Here is a 19,442-nt window from a genome sequence, read left to right on the forward strand (position 1 = left end):
CCTGTCCTTAGTCTGACCCTGTCAAGAGCATTGCGGGGCAACGTGAATCAGATGCAGGGCCAGCTTGTCGCTGGCCGCTACCGGCTCGCCGACTCGATCGGCAGCGGTGGCATGGGCCGTGTGTGGCGCGCGCACGACGAGGTGCTGCACCGGGCCGTCGCGATCAAGGAGTTGACCGCCGCGCTCTACGTCTCCGAGAGCGACCAGGACCGGCTGCTCGCGCGTACGCGCGCGGAGGCGCGGGCGGCTGCCAGGATCAATCACTCCGCGGTCGTCACCGTGCACGACGTGCTCGAACACGACGGCCGGCCGTGGATCGTCATGGAGCTCGTCGAGGGCTACTCGCTCGCGGACGCCGTGAAGGAGCGCGGGCGCATCGAGGCGGCGGAGACCGCGCGGATCGGGCTGTGGGTGCTGCGGGCGCTGGGCGCCGCGCACTCCGTCGGTGTGCTGCACCGGGATGTGAAGCCCGGCAACGTTCTCATCGGGCACGACGGGCGCGTCCTCCTCACCGACTTCGGTATCGCGCAGATCGAGGGCGATACGACGATCACGCGCACGGGAGAGGTCGTCGGCTCCGTCGACTACATCGCCCCCGAGCGCGTCCGCGGCCATGACCCGGGTCCCGCCTCCGACCTGTGGGCGCTCGGTGCGACGCTCTACACGGCGGTGGAGGGCAGGTCGCCGTTCCGGCGCACCTCGCCGCTGTCCACGATGCAGGCGGTCGTCGAGGACGACGCCGCCGAGCCGCAGTTCGCCGGTGCGCTCGCCCCCGTCCTGGCCGCCCTGCTGCACAAGGACCCCGCGGCACGTCCGAGCGCGGCCGAGGCCGAGCAGCTGCTCGCCGAGGCGGCGGAGGGCAGGCGCCCGAACGGGGCACAGGCCTTCCTGCCCACCCAGCACACCGGCTCCCGCTTCGAGACGGCGACCGGTACGGGCCCGCACACCGGCGCCGTGACCGGGCCGCGGACCGGTTCCGCCACGCCGTACTCGCCGGTGACCGGGCCGACGGCCGTGGGCCCGGCCGGAATGGGCCCGGCACACCTGACGGGCACCGCCCCCGCGCCGAGGCGCCGCCCGCTGCGCACCTTCGTCCTCGCGATCGCCCTCGCCGCGATCGTCGCCGGCGGCACGGCCGTGGCGCTGCAGAAGTGGGACGAGTCGCGGGGCACGGACAGCGGCGGCAACTCCGCCTCACACAGCCCGGCGCCGACGAGCACGCCGACGAAGGGTTTCGACGGCACCGTTCCCGCCAACTGGGAGCGGCGCAAGGACCCCGTGGGCTTCAGCATCTCCCTGCCCAAGGGGTGGAAGCGGTCCGTCTCCATCGACCAGGACGGCCTCATGCAGGTCGACTACTCGCCCGACAACGGCAAGCATCTCGTGCGGGTCGCCGTCGACACCGCGCCGGACTTCACCACCTCGTACGAACACATGAGCGACCTGGAGCAGCGGATCTCAGCGCGGCTTCAGGACTACAAGCGGCTGAGCCTCAAGGAGGAGCTTTTCCGCGACCTGCCGGGCTCCCGTTGGGAGTACACGTGGAACGCCCTGGCCAAGGATGCGCCGCACTACTTCCCGGGCCCCTACCGTGCGATCGACGTCGGATACGTGAACCGTGCCGGCACCGAGTACGCCATCTACGCGTCCGCGCCGATCGGTGACTGGGCCACCACCAAAAAGCAGTTCGACGTGATCCTGCGGGGCTTCCAGGAGGGTTGACCCGAGTCGGGTTGCCGTGCGGGGGGCTCAGGCGTAGTCAGTGCATGAACGGACTGTCGTGCTCCCTTCGACAACGGCCACGAGCACGCGGCAGCGCCACTCGCCGCGCCGGCATCGGTCACGGTGGTCGTGGCGCTTAAACCGGTTGTGGCCGGAAATGATCGCCGAGAGTCCACCTTCGGTACTCCCGAGGCGGCCGGATACTTGGCCGGTCGGTGCTCCGGAGGGCGTCCGTCCGGTGGGGCATGATGGGGCGCATGGGGACCGAGGGGGAGAACGTCCGTGTCATCGCGGGCCGTTACCGGCTCGAGGCGAGACTCGGGCGCGGCGGCATGGGCGTGGTGTGGCGGGCGACCGACGAGCTGCTGGGCCGGCGGGTCGCGGTCAAGGAGATCCCGCTCGACCTCGACGAGACGCTCTCCGCCGAGGAGGCCCGGCGACAGCGTGAGCGCACGCTGCGCGAGGCACGCGCGGTGGCCCAGCTGCGTCATCCCCACATCATCGTGGTGCACGACGTCGTGGTGCACGACGAACGCCCCTACCTCGTCATGGAGTTGATCGACGGCGGCACGCTGGCCGACCGGGTCTCCGCGCACGGACCGGTCGACGCCGCCGAGGCGGCCCGGATCGGCATCGGCCTGCTGAGCGCGCTGCGCACGGCGCACGCTGCCGGTGTCCTGCACCGCGACATCAAACCGGCCAACGTCCTGCTGGAGGCCGGCTCCCGGCGCGTCGTCCTCACCGACTTCGGTATCGCGCAGGTCGCGGGCGCCACCACGCTCACCGAGACGGGCTCCTTCGTCGGCTCGCCCGAGTACACCGCGCCGGAACGGATGTCCGGGGCCCGCACCGGCCCGGAGTCCGACCTCTGGTCGGTCGGCGCGCTGCTGTGCACCGTGCTGAGCGGTGAATCGCCGTTCCGGCGCGACTCGTTGGGCGGCATCCTGCACGCGGTCGTGTTCGACGAGATACGGCCGCCACCGCAGGCCGCGCCGCTCCTGCCCGTCGTACGGGGCCTGCTGGAGCGCGATCCGGACCGGCGGCTGGACGCGGACCAGGCCGAGCGGATGCTGCGCGCCTACCGATCCACGGGCCGCATCCCGGCGCCCGACCACCCGCCGACCCAGCGGGACGTACCACGCCCGCAGCCCGCGCCGCCCCCGTCACCGGCACCGGCACCGGCGCCTTCGGCGCCCACGGTGGAGCAGCCGCGCCACTCCACCCGGGGCATGCTCGTGGCCGCGCTGCTCGTCGCCGCGATGGCCGGGGCGGGGGTGTCGGCGGCGGCGCTGCTGATGAACCGCGGCGGCGAAGGGGGCGGCACACCGGCGAGTTCAGGCCCGGGTACGTCGGTGAGCGCGTCGCCCTCTGCCGGCTCCCGATCCCCTTCGGCCGGCGGCTCCGGCGGGACACCGTCCCCCAGCGCCTCGAGCGCGGCACCCTCGTCCGGCTCCACCGGGAGCCGGCGCCCCTCCGCCCCGTCCGGCTACCGCGTCGCCGACGACCCGGCCGGGTTCTCCCTCGCCGTACCGGACGGCTTCACGCGCGAGCCGCAGGGGGAGCGCGTCTTCTACCTGTCCCCAGGAGAGACGTTCCGCCTCGGCATCAAGGCCGCCGACCCGGATCCCGGAGGTCCGCTCGCGGTGATGCGGCGCTCCGCCGGCAAGGGCCCGGACACGAACCCCGGCTACCACGACGGCCGGGTCACCTCGACCACGCGGCACGGACACCCCGCCGCCCTGTGGGAGTTCACCTGGAACGGCTTCAGCACGGCGGAGGGCGCCCGGCACACCTACGACCTGTGCTGGGAGGAGGGCGGGCGGATGTACGACGTGTGGGTGTCGGCGCCCGTCGGCAAGGTGCGGGAGGCCAAGGAGTACTTCGACGTCGCCGTCGACACGTTCGTACGTACATAAAAGGGAGATAAGTGGCAGTACGCGTCACGGGTCTGTGACCGGAGGGCATTCCCTGTGGATACGGGAGCGCCTGACGCGATATGGATGGATCCATGAGCAACAACGGGGGCGCGGGCCGGGAGTCCGACGAGACGACGAGTTTTGTTCTGCAACCGCCGCAGGAGCCGAACCCGTACGCAGTGCCCACCCAGGTGACGGCTCCGCCGGACCCGGGCACCGGCCGTCTCATCGCGGGCCGCTACCGACTGCTCGGCAAGCTCGGGCACGGCGGTATGGGCACGGTGTGGCGCGCCAAGGACGAGACGGTCGACCGTGAGGTCGCCGTCAAGGAGCCCCGCGTTCCGGAACACCTTCCCGATCGCGAACGTGCCAACGTCTTCGAGCGGATGCGCCGCGAGGCCCGTGCCGCGGCCCGCCTGGACCACCCCGCGGTGGTCGACGTCCACGACGTGGCGGTCGTGGACGGCCAGCCGTGGATCGTCATGGAGCTGGTGCGGGGCCGCTCGCTCGGCAGCGCCCTCCAGGAGGGCACGCTCGATGCGCGCGAGGCCGCCAGGATCGGCCTGGAAGTGCTCGGCGCGCTGGAGGCCGCGCACGCGGCGGGCATCCTGCACCGCGACGTCAAGCCCGACAACGTCCTCCTCGGCCGCTACGACCGCGTCGTCCTCACCGACTTCGGCATCGCGCAGATCGAGGGCGAGACCAATCTGACGGACACCGGCGGCTTCGTCGGCTCGCCCGAGTACATCGCCCCGGAGCGCGTGCTGGGCCAGCGCCCCGGCCCGGCCTCCGACCTCTGGTCCCTGGGCGTGGTGCTCTACGCGGCCACCGAGGGCGTCTCCCCCTTCCGCCGCAGCAACACGCCGGCCACGCTCCAGTCGGTCCTCAACGCCACGCCGGCGCCGCCCGCTTCGGCGTCCGGCCCGCTGGCCGAGCTGGTCACCGGCCTGCTCCACAAGGACCCGGCGAGACGTCCGGGCGCCGCCCAGGTCAGGGCCCTGTTGTCGCAGGCCGCGAACCCGCCGGAGCCCGTGCCGACCGCGCCCATGCAGCAGGTGCGGATCGTCCAACGGGGGATCCGGCTCGGGCGCAAGACTCTGCTCGGCATCGGCGTGGGGGTCGTGGCGGCGGCGGTGGCGGCGTATCTGGTGCTCGCGGACCCGTTCGCGGGACCGCTCCCCGACGGCTGGAAGAAACAGGCGAGCCCCAACCTGGGGGTGACCATCGGGGTACCCGCCACCTATGAGGTGGCCCGTCCCGGCAAGGACGACTCCGACAAGAACTGGGTCACCTACACCGACCGGAGCGGCGCCGTCTGGATCGGCGTGAACCTGGCGAGGAAGAGCGACGACGACGCGGGCGACATCAAGAACTCCGCCGCCGCCCAGATGTACGCCGACAACGAGCACTTCAAGAGCGACGGTGAGTACGAGCTCGACATGCCCTCCGGGGCGAGGACGAGGACGAACGACAACATCACGCACGACGGCAGACCCGCGGCCGAGAACACCATCGTCTACACCACCGACGACAGCCAGAACCCGCGCCCGCGCGAACTGCGGGTCTGGTACTACCGGACCAAGTCCGGCGACATGTACAAGGTGACCGTCAGCTACCCCGGCAAGGGCGACTTCACGGCCCGCGGGCGCGAGGTGGCGAAGACCGCGCTGGCCAACATCGACATCACCAAGCCGTAGCCCCAAGGGAGTCGGGCGAGCCGGCCGGAGCCGCGTCGACAAGTCGCCGTTCCGCACGGTACTCATGAGGCATGAGCGAAGGCGGCGAACGTACGCGCGGGGGCCGGCTGGTCGGCGGGCGCTACCGGCTGACCGAGCGGATCGGCTCCGGCGGGATGGGCACGGTCTGGCAGGCGTACGACGAACTCGTGCAGCGCGAGGTCGCCGTCAAGCAGCCGCGGCTGCCGGGCGATCCGGACGACGAGCACCACCGGCGGGCCGCCCACCGCCTCTACCGCGAGGCCCGCGCCGCCGCCCGCGTCGACCATCCCGCCGCCGTCTCCATCCACGACGTGGTGGAGGAGGACGGACTGCCGTGGATCGTCATGGAGTTGGTCCGCAGCGAGTCCCTGCACGAGGTGCTCCGGCGCGGGCCGGTCAAGGCCGCCGAGGCCGCCCGTATCGGTCTGGCCGTCCTCGGCGCCCTGCGCGCCGCGCACTCCGTCGGCATCGTCCACCGGGACGTGAAGCCCGCCAACGTGCTGCTCGGCGCGCACGGCCGCGTCGTCCTCACCGACTTCGGCATCGCCCACGTCCAGGGCGAGGAATCCCTCACCATGAGCGGGGAGTTCGTCGGCTCGCTGGAGTTCGTCGCGCCCGAGCGGATGTCCGGCCGGAGCGCGGGGCCCGCCTCCGACCTGTGGTCCCTGGGCGTCCTGCTGTACGCGGCGGTGGAAGGCGCCTCCCCGTTCCGGCGTACGACGGTGGAGTCCACGCTCGCCGCGGTCATCGCCGCGGATGCGTCCGCGCCGAAACAGGCGGGACCGCTGGGCCCGTTGATAGCCCGCCTGCTGCTGAAGGATCCCGAACGGCGCCCCACCGCGGAGCAGACGGCCGGTGTGCTGGAGGCGGTGGCCGAGGGCCGGCCGGTGCCCGTGATCGAGACCGATGTGACGGCAGCTCAAGATGCCTCTGCGTTACGGGAGTTCGCGGACGACTCGGCGACTGTACGGCTGCAGGGGGCGGCGGCGCCGAGCGACGGCGGAGGCGAGGGCCCAGGCGGGAGCGGGAGCGCGGGCGCGGACGGTCGCGGGGACGCGGGCGAGAGCGGTGCGATCGCAGGCAAGAACGCGGACACGAGCAAGGGCACGGGCGAGGAAGATCGCCCGGGCAGGAGCGGCGCGGGCGAGCGCGCGGCTGAAGACGCGTTCGAGCGCGAGGACGCGGACTCCGTGGCTCCGGCTGCCGAGCGTGCCACGGCCACCGCCCCCACCGCCACCCCAGCCCCGGCACCCGAGCCGCCCCCCGCTCCCGCCACCACGACCACCCCCACCCCCACCACCACGCCCGCTCCAAGGCGCTTCCTCCGCCGCCCCGTCCTACTCGCGGCCCTCGCCGCCCTTCTCGTCGGCGGCACCTGGCTCGGCGCCTCCTACGCCACCGCGCCCGACGGCAACCGCGCCACCGAGCGCACCGCCACCCTCACCGAGGCCCCGGCCCGCGCCGCGACGCCGACGCCCACCGCGCTCTCCGCCGGCTGGACCGCCCACCGCGAGACGGCGATGCACGCCGTGCTCTCGCTGCCGAGCGGATACCGGGCGTCCGCCAGGGAAGGGGGCGCCGCCCGACCGCCCCGCCTCGTCGAGTACGGCGAGACCGACGGCGACGTCAGCATCCGCCTCACCGAGTGGGACAGAGCGCCCCGCACCCCGATGGCCGAGGCGCAGGCGGCCCACGCAGTCTGGAACGGCTACGCCGGGGACGCGCGCACCCAGTACACCCGCACCACCTTCCACGGCCACGAGGCGGTCCTCGCCGACACCACCTACGGCACGGCCGGCTCCCCGACACGGGTGATGCAGCTGATGATCCGCACCGGCGACGGCCGCCTGTACGAACTGCGCGCCGACATGCCCAAGGGCACCCCGGACGAGAAGAAGGGCACGGCGCTCTTCAAGGGCGCGCGTGACCGTTTTGTCATCGGAAAAAGCTGAACCGTATCGGGCCGTCCCCGTACAAGCGCTGATCAGCGCATTCGTTGCCAGTGAGCACTGGCGTCGTGTGAGCAGTCGGTGAAGCCGCGTTACCGACGGGTACCCAAAGCCTGCGCACCGGCATACCCTGCGCCTCATGACGGACGCGCAAGCCCCGGCCAAGACCGGCACGAATCCCCTCGCCCCCGCACCGGAGGGCGCCCGTACGGCCGCCGACGTGGTGACGCCCGAGCTGGTCGCCCAGCTGACCAAGGGCGTGGTCGGCTCCGGCCGTACCGCCAACCACACGCCGTTCACCGGCGAGAAGCTCGCCGACCTGCCGGAGTCCACGCCCGAGGACGTGGCGAAGGCCTTCGACGCGGCCCGTGCGGCGCAGGCGGTGTGGGAGCGGACACCGGTACGGCAGCGCGCGGCCGTCCTGCTCCGCTTCCACGACCTGATGCTCGCCCGCCAGGCCGAGGTCCTCGACCTGATCCAGCTGGAGACCGGCAAGGCGCGCCTGCACGCCCACGAGGAGGTCCAGGCCGTCGCCGTGGCCTCCCGCCACTACGGCCACAAGGCCCCCTCGTACCTCAAGCCGAAGCGGCACACGGGCGCGATCCCGACGCTGACGAAGGTCACCGAACTGCGCCATGCGCGCGGGGTGGTGGGCCAGATCGCCCCCTGGAACTACCCCCTGGAACTGTCGGTCGGCGACGCCCTGCCGGCGTTCGTGGCGGGTAACGCGGTGGTGATGAAGCCCGACACGGAGACCTGCCTCACCGCCCTGTGGGCCCGTGACCTGCTGATCGAGGCCGGTCTGCCCGCGGACGTCTTCCAGGTCGTGCTCGGCGACGGCCCGGTCGTCGGCCCCGAGGTCGTCAAGCACGCCGACTACGTCTCCTTCACCGGCTCCACCCGCACCGGCCGCGAGGTCGCCCAGGGCGCCGCCGCCCGTCTGGTCGGCGTCTCCCTCGAACTCGGCGGCAAGAACGCGATGCTGGTCCTGGAGGACGCCGACATCGAGAAGGCGGCCGCGGGCGCTATCCGTGCCTGCTTCTCCTCGGCCGGCCAACTCTGCATCTCCATCGAGCGGTTGTACGTCCACGAGTCGATCGCGGACGCCTTCCTGGAGCGCTTCGCCGCCCGCACCAAGGGCATGCGCCTCGGCAAGTCCCTCGCCTACGGCGCCGACATGGGCTCGCTGGTGGGGGAGCGGCAGCTGGAGACGGTCACCCGGCATGTCGAGGAGGCGGTGGCCCAGGGCGCGAAGGTCGTCGCCGGCGGCACGGCCCGCCCGGACATCGGCCCGTACTTCTTCGAGCCGACCATCCTCGACGACGTGACCGAGCCGATGTCGGTGTGCACGGAGGAGACCTTCGGACCGGTCGTCTCGATCTACCGCTTCAAGACCGACGACGAGGCGGTCGAGCACGCCAACTCCACGCCGTACGGCCTGAATTCCTCGGTCTGGACGAAGGACGGCGGCCGCGGCCGCGCGGTTGCGGCACGGCTGCGCACCGGCACCGTGAACGTCAACGAGGGCTACGCCCCCGCCTACGGCAGCGTCCAGTCCCCCATGGGCGGGATGAAGGACTCCGGCCTCGGCCGCCGCCACGGCTCCGAGGGCATCCTCAAGTACACGGAGGCCCAGACGGTGGCCCAGCAACGCCTGCTGCCGATGGCGCCGTCGCTGGGGATGGACGACGAGAAGTACGCCCAGTTCATGAGCCGGAGCCTGCGGCTCATGAAGGCGTTCCGGTTCCGGTAGAGGAGAGTGCGCGTGAGCAACGACGCTTACGACTACGACGTCATCGTTGTCGGATCCGGCTTCGGCGGTTCGGTCACCGCCCTGCGTCTCACCGAGAAGGGCTATCGCGTAGGGGTGCTGGAGGCGGGCCGGCGCTGGAGTCGCGACACCCTCCCCAAGAACTCCTGGGACCTGAAGAACTACCTCTGGGCGCCCAAGCTCGGCATGTTCGGCATCCAGCGCATCCACCTGCTCGGCAACGTCATGGTGCTGGCCGGCGCGGGCGTCGGCGGCGGCTCCCTGAACTACGCCAACACCCTCTACGTACCGCCGAAGCCGTTCTTCGACGACCCGCAGTGGCGTGACATCACGGACTGGCAGGAGGAGTTGAAGCCGTACTACGACCAGGCGCAGCGCATGCTCGGCGTCCGGCTGAACCCGACGATGACGCCGTCCGACGTGCATCTGAAGGCCGCCGCCGAGCGGATGGGCGTGGGCGACACCTTCCACATGGCACCGGTCGGCGTCTTCTTCGGCGACGGCGAGGACGCCGAGGGGAAGTCGAGGACCACGCCCGGACAGCAGGTGGACGACCCCTACTTCGGCGGCGCGGGCCCGACGCGAAACGCCTGCACCGAGTGCGGCGAGTGCATGACGGGCTGCCGCCACGGCGCGAAGAACACCCTCAACGAGAACTACCTGTACCTCGCCGAGAAGGCGGGCGCGGTCGTGCACCCGATGACCACCGTCGTGTCGGTCACGGACGACTCGCAGGGCGGCTACGCCGTCGCGACGCTGCCCACCGACAACAAGAAGAAGGACGCCGGCCGCACCTTCAAGGCCCGCCGGGTGGTGCTGGCGGCCGGCACCTACGGCACCCAGACCCTGCTGCACCGTATGAAGAGCGGCGGTCAACTGCCGTACATCTCGGAGAAGCTGGGCGTGCTGACCCGTACCAACTCCGAGGCGCTGGTCGGCGCGCAGACGGACAACCGCCGTTACCGCAGGGCGACGGGCGAGCCGAAGGTCGACTTCACGCGGGGAGTCGCCATCACCTCGTCAATCCACCCGGACGAGAACACCCACATCGAGCCGGTCCGCTACGGCAAGGGCTCCAACTCGATGGGCGGCCTGTCCATCCTCCAAGTCCCGTACGCGGAGGGCTCGTCCAGGGTGCTGGCCTGGCTGCGCAACGCGGTCCGCCACCCGATGCTCGTCCTGCGGTCCCTGTCCAACCGCCGCTGGTCGGAGCGGACCATCATCGGCCTGGTGATGCAGTCCCTGGACAACTCCCTGACCACATACCTGAAGCCGGACGGCATGGGCAAGGGCCTGCTCACCGCCCGCCAGGGCCACGGCGCCCCCAACCCCGTGCAGATCAAGGCCGCTTCGGAGAGCGCCTCGGTCATCGCCGCCGACATCAACGGCTTCGCGGGGTCCAACGTCGGCGAGCTCATGGGCACCCCCCTCACCGCCCACTTCCTCGGCGGCTGCCCGATCGGCTCCTCCCGCGAGACCGGCGTGATCGACGCGTACCACCGGCTCTACGGCCACCCGGGCATCTCGGTGGTCGACGGCGCCGCGGTCTCCGCCAACCTGGGCGTGAACCCCTCCCTCACCATCACCGCCCAGGCCGAGCGCGCGATGTCGTACTGGCCCAACAAGGGCGAGGCGGACCAGCGTCCGGAGCAGGGCGCGGCGTACGAACGCCTGAAGCCGGTGGAGCCGATGGCCCCGGCGGTCCCGGCGGACGCCTTCGGCGCGCTGAAGCTGCCGTTCCTGGGAATGCCGGCGGTGCCGCCCAAGAAGTGACCGTCCGCGCAAGTGACGGCCGTTGGACATGAGAGAAGGACCCGCACCCCCCTCCGAGTGCGGGTCCTTCTCCTGTCCTTGAGCAGGTTCCGGTCAGGCGCTGCGTGTCACGCGGCCGCGCCGGCCTTGCGGCGGCGCACCACGAAGACCGCGCCGGCGCCCAGTGCGACGGCGAGGCCGCCGGTGAGGCCGATCATCGGCAGCGCGGAGCTGGAGCCGGTCTCGGCGAGGCTGCCGGTGGCGTCGACCTCGTTCACGTCCTTGATCGGCTTCATGCCACCGGTCTGCGGCTTGGCGTCGCCCGGCTTACCGGGGTCGGAGCCGGCGGCCAGGATGTCGAAGAAGTAGACCCAGCCGTTCGGGTCGTCGGCGAGCCAGCAGCCCTGCTCGTCCGCGTACTCGGCGAGACCGCCGGTCAGGCCGAGCGAGTCCGGCACCTTGCCGCTGACGCTGAGACGCAGCTGGTAGGAGACCGACTGGCCGGCGCCGAGCGAGAACGCGGTGAAGGTGCCGCCCTCGCCCGCCGCGTCCGCGATGGTCTGCCAGGACTTGGTGGCCTTGTCGAAGACCTGGACCTTGATCTGGCCCGAGTAGTCCTCGGCGTCGTCCCAGCCGATCGCGGCGACGCCGATCAGCGGCTTGATGTCCTTGATCTCCTGGTCACCGTGGTTGGACACGTTGAAGGAGAACCCGGTCCAGCCGCTGCCCGCGACGATCGTGTCGGGCAGGCCGGACAGGCCGCTCTTCAGGGACTCGCTGAGCTCCGCGGTGCTGTCGCCGTTCTCGTCGACGCACAGCTCGCCGCCGGCGGGGGCGCTCGTGCTGGGGCTCGGCGACGCGCTCGCGCTCGCGCTGCTGCTTCCGTCCGGGGCAGGCGTGGTGCTCTCGCCGGCGGCGGGGGTGGTGCTCTCGCCGCCCGCAGGAGTGGTGGTGTCGCTCCCGGCCGGGGTGGTGTTGTCGCCGGAGGGCGTGGTCTCGCCGGCTGCGGGGGTGGTGCTCTCGCCGCCCGCCGGAGGGGTCTCGGTGCCGGGGGCGGAAGTGGTGTCCTCGGCGGCGGGGCTGCTCGTAGAGGTGCTGGGAGTGTCCTCCGCGAAGGCGGCCGGCGCCGAGAGCAGGGTCAGGGGCGCTATCACAGCCGTCGCGGCCGCAGTGGCCATGGCACGACGCAGCTTCATGAAAACCTCAAGGGAGTCCAAAGGGAGGGCTCCGCGTGTGGGGCGCGGGTGTGGGCCCTGATTCGCCAAGTTGGATCAGTGAAACGGGTCAATGGTTGTGCCTGCATTGACAGAATTCTTATGTGGCCCGGGTCACAGTTGATCCCGGGCACGGGAAGCGTGCCGAAGCGGGCACGCGAAGGGCCCCGCGGGCTCGAGCCGCGGGGCCCTTCTCCGTCAGCACCGACGTCAGGGCAGCGCCGGTGCCTGGGAGCGGCGCCGGGGGGTTGCGCCGCTTGTCTCGTGTGCCCTGGGTCGCCGCTCCGGCGCAGTTGGGGCGCACGGATGGTCTCGACCTCTGGCGGTGCGGAAGTGCAAGCAATGCAGTTGTCTGCGGCGGGACTTGGGCTTTGTACGCATCGTGCTGGATGGGCGGGGGCTGCGCAACCGTTTCACCCAGGGTTGTGCATTTTTGCATGTTCCGCCGGTCGGCCCCGGGCGTCCCCGGAGCCGACCGTTCTCTTGGGTGACCGGGCTGCTGTCCCCTGCTGTCCGGCCACATCCCTGGAGCGAGGTCCCACGACGTACGGCACGACCCGTACGTCTCATCGCTCCAGCAAGCCACGCGTGGTTCTTTCGGGCCCGCCCCTGGCTGGCACGGACAACCTCCACAACGAAGGGGTCCGCGGGACGGTCACGCTCCGTACGGGTGAGAGAAGTCCCGAACTCAGATGCGACCGCGGCACAGTTCGAGCAGCGTCATGGCGAGCCCCGTGCCGGGCTTGCCGAGGGCGTCGCTGTAGTGGCCGAGGACCTCCATCTCGCGGGAGAGGTTCACGCGCCGGCCGCCGGAGGCGATGCGCGCCTCCTGGATGACGGCGGAGACGGCCATCCGTTCCTGGATCAGGCCGATGATCCGGTCGTCGAGCGCGTCGATGCGCTCACGGGCGCCGGTGATCACGCCGGCGGCCTCGGTGGTGCGGGCGCCGGTCTTCTCGTTCGCGATGGCGGTCATGTCGGGGGCTCCTCGTCACATGGATGGGATGGGGTGCCCCGGCCCGGCAGGATCCGGTGAAACGCCAGGCGCCCCGGACCTTGTCGGCCCGGGGCGCCTGGGAAGTCGCTTGTCAGTTGCTCAAGCAGCACGACCATGGCAGCCGGTGGGCCGGTTGCCATAGGTAAAGAGGAAGGTCGTCCGGGTGAGCATGGGGTCAGTATGCACGGGGCGGGGGTCCCGGCCAAGCCGCGTCCACGATCCGGGCGGGAGGTGACCCACCGCCACCCCGTTAGAATCGGAAAACACAGACCCCCGCCCCACCGCCGGAAGGCACCCCGTGTCATCAGCGACCCCCGCTGCCGCCGCCCCCGACACCGTCCTGGTGGTCGACTTCGGCGCACAGTACGCCCAGCTCATCGCCCGTCGCGTCCGCGAGGCCCGGGTCTACAGCGAGATCGTGCCGAGCACCATGCCGGTCGCCGAGATCCTCGCCAAGAACCCGGCGGCGATCATCCTCTCCGGCGGCCCCTCGTCCGTGTACGAGGAGGGCGCTCCCGGCCTCGACCGCGCGATCTTCGAGGCCGGCGTCCCCGTGTTCGGCATGTGCTACGGCTTCCAGCTGATGGCGCGCTCCCTCGGCGGCACGGTCGACAACACCGGCGCCCGGGAGTACGGCCGTACGGATCTGCACGTGTCGAAGTCGTCCTCCACCCTCTTCGAGGGCACCCCGGCCGAGCAGCACGTGTGGATGTCGCACGGCGACGCCTGCTCCGCCGCCCCCGAGGGCTTCACCGTCACCGCCTCCACCGAGGTCGTCCCGGTCGCCGCCTTCGAGAACGACGAGAAGAAGCTCTACGGCGTCCAGTACCACCCCGAGGTCATGCACTCCACGCACGGCCAGCAGGTGCTGGAGCACTTCCTTTACCGGGGCGCGGGCCTGAGCCCCGACTGGACCACCGGCAACGTCATCGACGAGCAGGTCGCGGCGATCCGCGAGCAGGTCGGCGACAGGCGCGCCATCTGCGGTCTGTCCGGCGGCGTCGACTCCGCGGTGGCCGCGGCCCTCGTCCAGAAGGCCATCGGCTCCCAGCTGACCTGCGTCTACGTCGACCACGGCCTGATGCGCAAGGGCGAGACCGAGCAGGTCGAGAAGGATTTCGTGGCCGCGACCGGCGTCCAGCTGAAGGTCGTCGACGCGGAGGAGCGCTTCCTGACCGCTCTGAAGGGTGTCTCGGACCCGGAGGAGAAGCGGAAGATCATCGGCCGCGAGTTCATCCGCGTCTTCGAGCAGGCGCAGGCGGAGATCATCGCGGACGAGGGCCCGGCGGTGGAGTTCCTGGTGCAGGGCACGCTCTACCCGGACGTCGTCGAGTCCGGCGGCGGCACCGGCACGGCGAACATCAAGTCCCACCACAACGTGGGCGGCCTGCCCGAGGACCTCGAGTTCCAGCTCATCGAGCCGCTGCGCCAGCTCTTCAAGGACGAGGTCCGGATGGTCGGCCAGGAGCTCGGCCTGCCGGACGAGATCGTCCAGCGCCAGCCCTTCCCCGGCCCGGGCCTCGGCATCCGCATCGTCGGCGAGGTCACCAAGGACCGCCTGGACCTGCTGCGCGAGGCCGACGCGATCGCCCGCGAGGAGCTGACCGCGGCCGGCCTCGACCGGGACATCTGGCAGTGCCCGGTGGTCCTGCTCGCGGACGTCCGCAGCGTCGGCGTCCAGGGCGACGGCCGCACCTACGGCCACCCGATCGTGCTGCGCCCGGTGTCCAGCGAGGACGCCATGACGGCCGACTGGTCGCGGCTGCCGTACGACGTCCTCGGCCGGATCTCCACGCGGATCACCAACGAGGTCGCCGAGGTCAACCGGGTCGTGCTCGACGTGACGTCGAAGCCGCCGGGCACCATCGAGTGGGAGTAGACACCCCCTAGGTCCGTTTGAGAGTGCGCACCGGCTCTCCGGGCTGCCAGACCTGGGCGACCAGATACGTGTCGTCCTCGACGTAGGTCCGTACGACCTCCGTCAGCTCGGTGCGGAAGAGGTGGAACGGCTCCGGCGGTTCCACCTCTTGCGTGTACGCGCCCTTCGCCACCGGATCCTCGACCTCGATCGCGCGCCCGCCGATCCGGATGTCGCCGGGGCCCGGGTCCTTGCCGGGGCCGGGGTTCGCCTGGAGCGCGAACCGCGGGTCGCGGCGCAGGTCCAGCGCCTTGAGCGAGTCCGGCATCATGCCGAGCCAGAGCTCGCCGTTCAGGAAACGGACCTCGAGGCCGCTGGTGCGCGGGGAGCCGTCCCTGCGCAGGGTGGCGAGCACGTGGTGGGTGGAGGCGCCGAAGCGTTCCTCGGCGATCTTCGACAGTTCGGGTTCCGCGGCGGTGAAGGCCGCCCAGTTCCATGCCATACGCAGAGTCTCGCGCCGATACCGGACATCTGCTGTCGGGTATCGGCCACGCGCGTCATCTTTACAGAACAGCTCTGTTCTCCTTCGCTGACCGGCGGTAACTTCCGCCCCGTACAACAATCCAGTCCTGGAGGACACATGCACGGCACCCCCGGGGCCGGGCCCACTCCGCCCCCCGCCCTCCCGTCCGACCGGCTCCAGTTCGCGATGCCGCCGATGCACGACTCGGTCGACGACGAACGCCGCCATCGCAAGGAGCGGCTCGCGGGCGCGCTGCGGATCTTCGGGCGGCTCGGCTTCGAGGACGGCGTCTCGGGGCACATCACGGCGCGCGATCCCGAGTTCAGCGACTGCTTCTGGGTCAATCCGTTCGGGATGCCCTTCAAGCACGTCACCGTGAGCGACCTGGTGCTCGCCAACTCGGAGGGGCAGGTCATCGAGGGCCGCTACCACGTGAACCAGGCCGCCTTCACCGTCCACTCCCAGGTCCACGCGGCCCGCCCGGACGTCGTCGCGGTGGCCCACTGCCACTCCGTGCACGGCCGCGCCCTGTCCGCGCTGGGCGAGCTGCTCGACCCGATCACCCAGGAGAGCTGCGCCTTCTACGAGGACCACGCCCTCTACGACGCCTTCACCGGCGTCGCCGTGGACGCCGAGGAGGGCCGCCGTATCGCCACCGCGCTCGGCACCCGCAAGGCGCTGGTGCTGCGCAACCACGGGCTGCTCACGGTCGGCGACTCGGTGGACGCGGCTGCCTGGTGGTTCGTGTCCATGGAGCGCTCCGCCCAGGTGCAGCTGACCGCCAAGGCCGCCGGGCGCCCGCTCCTCATCGACCACCGGGCGGCGGTCGCGACCCGCGAACAGCTCGGCGGCGACCTGGTCGCGTGGATCAACTACCAGCCCCTGTGGCAGGACATGAGCCGCAGCGAGCCCGACCTGCTGAGCTGAGCGGGCCGCCGGCTAGAAACCCCGCAGCACGGCCGCCTTGGTCATCGCGAACTCCTCGTCCGTGAGCACACCGTCCCGGTGCAGCTCGCCCAACTCCCGCAGCCGCCGCAGGAGTACGTCGTGGTGGTCGGCCGGGGGCGGCAGGGCCGCCTGCTGACGCCGGTCGACCAACTCGCCGCCCCGGGTGGACGGGTGCGGCAGACGCGAGGTGATCGCGGTGGCGACGAGCGCGGTGAGCAGATCGCGACGGGCGCTGCCCCACAGGTCCAGGGCATAGGGGTCCTTCTCCGGCGGGAGCTTGGAGAACGCCGTCTCGCGGGTCACGAAGCGCAGGAAGCCGTCCTCGTAGCCGGAATTGGGCAGCCACTCCACCTGCACCAGATCGGCCACCGAGATGATCCGCGGCCCGGTCGCCCGCTTGACCCGGTCGGAGGTGTCGGCCCAGTCGATGCGCACCTGGTTGCCGTCGAAGGAGACGGTGCCGTCGGAGGAGCGGACGGAGACCGGGACGGGCGGCCCGGGCAGCAGATACGCCTTGGTCGGATCCTTGGGGATCTGGTCCAGCATCAGCGCCCGGCGGATCTCCTCGGCGACGTACTCGGCGACCCCGGCCCGGTCCACGTCCACCGTCAGCCGGTACGGATCGGCCGGATCCGGCAGCCGCCCGCCGGTCGCCTGGAGCAGCGGGTCAGCCCCCTCGCGCAGCCGCATCCGCAGCCGCCCGCGCTTGCGTTCGGGCTCGAAGACCACGCCCGCGACGGCTTCGAGGGGTACGGCGACCTCCCCGTACGTCTGCCGGAACAGTGGCACGGAGCGGTGGAGACCCGGCGTGATCCTGACCGTGGTGCCGTCGAAGGCCCAGGTCCCGTCCCGCTGGATGATCTCGGCCATAGGGAAATTCTCGCAGCCGGGTCAACACGGCGGCTCCCGCTTCACCCGCGTCGGCCGGACCTGCCGGACGCGCGGGGGGCGGTGTAGGGCACAATTCGCTGTCATCACATGGGAGTTGCCGGGTCGTGGCCGTCGGCCGGAAGGGTGCCGTCGGCAGGGGCTCCGGGAAGGCGGGCGTCGGGCGTGGCGGTGCAGGAGGCGAGAGGCGGCGCGGACGCGCCGGGCAGTGTTCATGGAGGCGGCTGCACCTGCGGGGACTGCCCGCACGGGGCGCGGGCGGGGCACCGGCGCGCGGTCGCGGAATTCCTGCTGCTGCGCGACGGCTTCGCGGCCGGACAGGGGCTGCCCGCCGCGGTGGCCCACTCGGCCTCGGCCTCGCGCCAGTGGGTCTCGGAGGAGCTGCGCCAGTCCGCCGAACTCGTCGCCGAACGCGGCCGCGCCGAGGGCGAGGCCTGGCTGGCCCGTCTGTGGCGCTGGACGGCGTGCACGGTGTGCGCGCTGGTGGTCGTGCTGCTGCTGGCGCAGACGCTGACCGCGATCGGCGCGGGCTGGACGCCGGCCCGCACCGCCGGTCTGCTGGCGGCCCTGGTCACGGGCGGCGCGCTGACCGCCGCGTCCTGGTTCCACCGTGCGCGCGGCGGCGTACTGGCTCCCGTCATCGGCGAGGACAACCGCCTGTCCACCTCCCGCACGGTGGCCGCGACCTGGGTGCTGTTCGTCGTCCACGCCGTGCTCGTCCTCGCCGGGCGCCTCGCCATGGCGTCCGGCCACGCGGAGCGCGACGCCCTGATCTCCGGCCTCGACCTCGCCCGCGGGGCCGGAGTCGTCACCGTCCTCGCCGTGATCTGCGGCGTCGCCGTGCTGGTGCGGCGCGTCGTCGGCCTGCGGGTCCTCGGCCAGCGGCTGCAGAAGCTACGGGCCGACCGGCCCCGCGCCGCCGACCTGCTCACGGACGACGCCGGCCGGGGCGCCTTCGCCGACATCCAGTACGTCGTGATCAGCGCCGTCGCCGTGGTGTTCGCCGCGGTGCGGCTGGCCCGCCGCCCGGACCAGCTCCCGGACCTTCCCTGGGGCCTCGCGGTGCTGGTGCTGGTGTCCGCGGCGACCTACCTGGCCGGCAAGTACGCCGAGGGCGGCCGTCCGGTGATCCTCTCCGTGGTGCGCACCCGGGAGGCCGGCGACCTCGACGCCCCCATCCGCACGGGCGACGACATCGAGATCCGCGGCGCGGGCTTCGTGCCTCCCGGTTCACAGGGCGCCGACCGGCTCACGCGGATGGTGGTCCGCATCGGCGCGGTCAACGTCCATGTGCCGCTGGTCCCCGTCGCCGGAGGCTTCAGCAACCCGACGGACGCCGTCCTGACCGTGCCCGTCCCGGTGGACGTGGAACCGGGGAGGGTCGAGGTGCAAGTGGTGACCGCTGCGGGGGTAGAGACCAACCAGTACGCGATCGACGTGACGGACTGATGTGACCGGCCGAGACCCCGGGAGCGGCCACCGGCCACCTGGTAGGAAATCGACAGGTACGGATTGAGCGCCCCGTCCCTTACGTACGTATCGTCATCTGAGGGGTCCCGGCCCAGCGGGCGAGAGGCGACAGCGATGACTCACGGCATGCGCACGGACACGCACACCCCCTATCTCGACGGCGACCGGACCTGGCGCGACACCGCCACCCGGTACGCCCTCCTTCCACTCCGCGTCTTCCTCGGCGTCACCTTCATCTACGCGGGCCTGGACAAGCTCACCAACAGCGACTTCCTGAAGGCCTCCGGCGCCGGCTCCATCGGCGACATGATGCACCAGGTCCGCGGCACCGCCGCCATCCCGGCGATGGTCGACCTGGCCCTGAAGAACCCGGTGGGCTTCGGCTACGCCATCGCCCTCGGTGAACTGGCCGTCGGCATCGGCACCCTGATAGGCCTGCTCGCCCGCCTCGCGGCGCTCGGCGGCGCGCTGATCTCCCTCAGCCTCTGGCTCACGGTGAGCTGGGCCTCGGACCCGTACTACTACGGCAACGACCTCGCCTACCTGATGGCCTGGCTGCCCCTCGTCCTCGCGGGCGCCTCCGTGTTCTCCCTGGACGCGGCACTGCGCGCGCGGCGGAGGCAGCGGGCGGGAGGTTACCGGTAGCCCCTGTTCGGCGGGGGCTACCGGTGGCGGGTCCCGGGCATGACCCGGGACCCCACGACGGCCACTCTCAC

General features: G+C 71.7%; 14 protein-coding genes. 10 read left to right on the top strand and 4 right to left on the bottom strand.

All coding sequences use genetic code 11. The features are described 5' to 3' along the window. Positions 1–51 precede the first annotated feature (51 nt). From ACGFYN_RS04195 to ACGFYN_RS04220, 6 genes are all read left to right on the top strand, one after another. Positions 52–1,722 (top strand): serine/threonine-protein kinase, encoded by a 1,671-nt coding sequence (locus ACGFYN_RS04195; protein WP_393864199.1) that lies wholly within the window; start codon positions 52–54, stop codon positions 1,720–1,722. A 257-nt stretch (positions 1,723–1,979) separates the two neighbouring features. Next, a complete protein-coding gene (locus ACGFYN_RS04200) occupies positions 1,980–3,638 on the top strand; it encodes a serine/threonine-protein kinase (RefSeq protein ID WP_393864200.1) in 1,659 nt (552 codons plus the stop codon). A 92-nt stretch (positions 3,639–3,730) separates the two neighbouring features. Beyond that, entirely contained in the window at positions 3,731–5,335 is a 1,605-nt protein-coding gene (locus ACGFYN_RS04205; protein ID WP_393864201.1) for a serine/threonine-protein kinase, read from the top strand. Between the two features lie 71 nt (positions 5,336–5,406). Further along, positions 5,407–7,308 (top strand): serine/threonine-protein kinase, encoded by a 1,902-nt coding sequence (locus tag ACGFYN_RS04210; protein ID WP_393864202.1) that lies wholly within the window; start codon positions 5,407–5,409, stop codon positions 7,306–7,308. Positions 7,309–7,444: 136 nt separating this feature from the next. After that, positions 7,445–9,058 (top strand): succinic semialdehyde dehydrogenase, encoded by a 1,614-nt coding sequence (locus ACGFYN_RS04215; RefSeq protein WP_393864203.1) that lies wholly within the window; start codon positions 7,445–7,447, stop codon positions 9,056–9,058. Positions 9,059–9,070: 12 nt separating this feature from the next. Beyond that, positions 9,071–10,849 carry a GMC family oxidoreductase N-terminal domain-containing protein gene (locus ACGFYN_RS04220; RefSeq protein WP_393864204.1) on the top strand — a complete coding sequence of 593 codons (1,779 nt, stop codon included), beginning with the start codon at positions 9,071–9,073 and terminating at the stop codon, positions 10,847–10,849. A 107-nt stretch (positions 10,850–10,956) separates the two neighbouring features. On the opposite strand, the gene ACGFYN_RS04225 is transcribed toward ACGFYN_RS04220, so the two are convergent. Both ACGFYN_RS04225 and ACGFYN_RS04230 read right to left on the bottom strand, forming a co-directional pair. Then, positions 10,957–12,024 (bottom strand): LAETG motif-containing sortase-dependent surface protein, encoded by a 1,068-nt coding sequence (locus tag ACGFYN_RS04225; protein WP_393864205.1) that lies wholly within the window; start codon positions 12,022–12,024, stop codon positions 10,957–10,959. A gap of 706 nt (positions 12,025–12,730) precedes the next feature. Continuing rightward, positions 12,731–13,018 carry a chorismate mutase gene (locus ACGFYN_RS04230; protein WP_393864206.1) on the bottom strand — a complete coding sequence of 96 codons (288 nt, stop codon included), beginning with the start codon at positions 13,016–13,018 and terminating at the stop codon, positions 12,731–12,733. A 319-nt stretch (positions 13,019–13,337) separates the two neighbouring features. On the opposite strand from ACGFYN_RS04230, the gene guaA reads away from it, so the two are divergent. Further along, complete coding sequence (gene guaA / locus ACGFYN_RS04235) at positions 13,338–14,918, top strand: glutamine-hydrolyzing GMP synthase (RefSeq protein WP_393864207.1); 1,581 nt, start codon at positions 13,338–13,340, stop codon at positions 14,916–14,918. A gap of 7 nt (positions 14,919–14,925) precedes the next feature. Here the strand turns inward: guaA and ACGFYN_RS04240 are convergent, their stop codons facing one another. Next, positions 14,926–15,399 (bottom strand): pyridoxamine 5'-phosphate oxidase family protein, encoded by a 474-nt coding sequence (locus ACGFYN_RS04240; RefSeq protein ID WP_393864208.1) that lies wholly within the window; start codon positions 15,397–15,399, stop codon positions 14,926–14,928. Between the two features lie 138 nt (positions 15,400–15,537). Here ACGFYN_RS04240 and ACGFYN_RS04245 point away from each other — a divergent pair, with 138 nt between their 5' ends. Beyond that, positions 15,538–16,347 carry a class II aldolase/adducin family protein gene (locus ACGFYN_RS04245; RefSeq protein ID WP_393864209.1) on the top strand — a complete coding sequence of 270 codons (810 nt, stop codon included), beginning with the start codon at positions 15,538–15,540 and terminating at the stop codon, positions 16,345–16,347. Positions 16,348–16,359: 12 nt separating this feature from the next. On the opposite strand, the gene ACGFYN_RS04250 is transcribed toward ACGFYN_RS04245, so the two are convergent. Then, positions 16,360–17,238, bottom strand: a complete 879-nt coding sequence (locus ACGFYN_RS04250) for a DUF4429 domain-containing protein (protein ID WP_393864210.1) — start codon at positions 17,236–17,238, stop codon at positions 16,360–16,362. 183 nt (positions 17,239–17,421) lie between these two features. On the opposite strand from ACGFYN_RS04250, the gene ACGFYN_RS04255 reads away from it, so the two are divergent. Beyond that, positions 17,422–18,705 carry a hypothetical protein gene (locus ACGFYN_RS04255; RefSeq protein ID WP_393864211.1) on the top strand — a complete coding sequence of 428 codons (1,284 nt, stop codon included), beginning with the start codon at positions 17,422–17,424 and terminating at the stop codon, positions 18,703–18,705. A 135-nt stretch (positions 18,706–18,840) separates the two neighbouring features. Next, entirely contained in the window at positions 18,841–19,371 is a 531-nt protein-coding gene (locus ACGFYN_RS04260) for a DoxX family protein (protein WP_393864212.1), read from the top strand. Positions 19,372–19,442 lie beyond the last annotated feature (71 nt).

Origin of the sequence: Streptomyces sp. NPDC048419, assembly GCF_043200415.1 — a bacterium.
Lineage (GTDB): Bacteria > Actinomycetota > Actinomycetes > Streptomycetales > Streptomycetaceae > Streptomyces.

Excerpts from the sequence above, each read along its gene's own strand:
- ACGFYN_RS04195 (WP_393864199.1), top strand. The coding sequence starts at position 52 with ATGCAGGGCCAGCTTGTCGCTGGCCGCTACCGGCTCGCCGACTCGATC.
- ACGFYN_RS04200 (WP_393864200.1), top strand. The coding sequence starts at position 1,980 with ATGGGGACCGAGGGGGAGAACGTCCGTGTCATCGCGGGCCGTTACCGG.
- ACGFYN_RS04205 (WP_393864201.1), top strand. The coding sequence starts at position 3,731 with ATGAGCAACAACGGGGGCGCGGGCCGGGAGTCCGACGAGACGACGAGT.
- ACGFYN_RS04210 (WP_393864202.1), top strand. The coding sequence starts at position 5,407 with ATGAGCGAAGGCGGCGAACGTACGCGCGGGGGCCGGCTGGTCGGCGGG.
- ACGFYN_RS04215 (WP_393864203.1), top strand. The coding sequence starts at position 7,445 with ATGACGGACGCGCAAGCCCCGGCCAAGACCGGCACGAATCCCCTCGCC.
- ACGFYN_RS04225 (WP_393864205.1), bottom strand. The coding sequence starts at position 12,024 with ATGAAGCTGCGTCGTGCCATGGCCACTGCGGCCGCGACGGCTGTGATA.
- ACGFYN_RS04230 (WP_393864206.1), bottom strand. The coding sequence starts at position 13,018 with ATGACCGCCATCGCGAACGAGAAGACCGGCGCCCGCACCACCGAGGCC.
- ACGFYN_RS04240 (WP_393864208.1), bottom strand. The coding sequence starts at position 15,399 with ATGGCATGGAACTGGGCGGCCTTCACCGCCGCGGAACCCGAACTGTCG.
- ACGFYN_RS04245 (WP_393864209.1), top strand. The coding sequence starts at position 15,538 with ATGCACGGCACCCCCGGGGCCGGGCCCACTCCGCCCCCCGCCCTCCCG.
- ACGFYN_RS04250 (WP_393864210.1), bottom strand. The coding sequence starts at position 17,238 with ATGGCCGAGATCATCCAGCGGGACGGGACCTGGGCCTTCGACGGCACC.
- ACGFYN_RS04260 (WP_393864212.1), top strand. The coding sequence starts at position 18,841 with ATGACTCACGGCATGCGCACGGACACGCACACCCCCTATCTCGACGGC.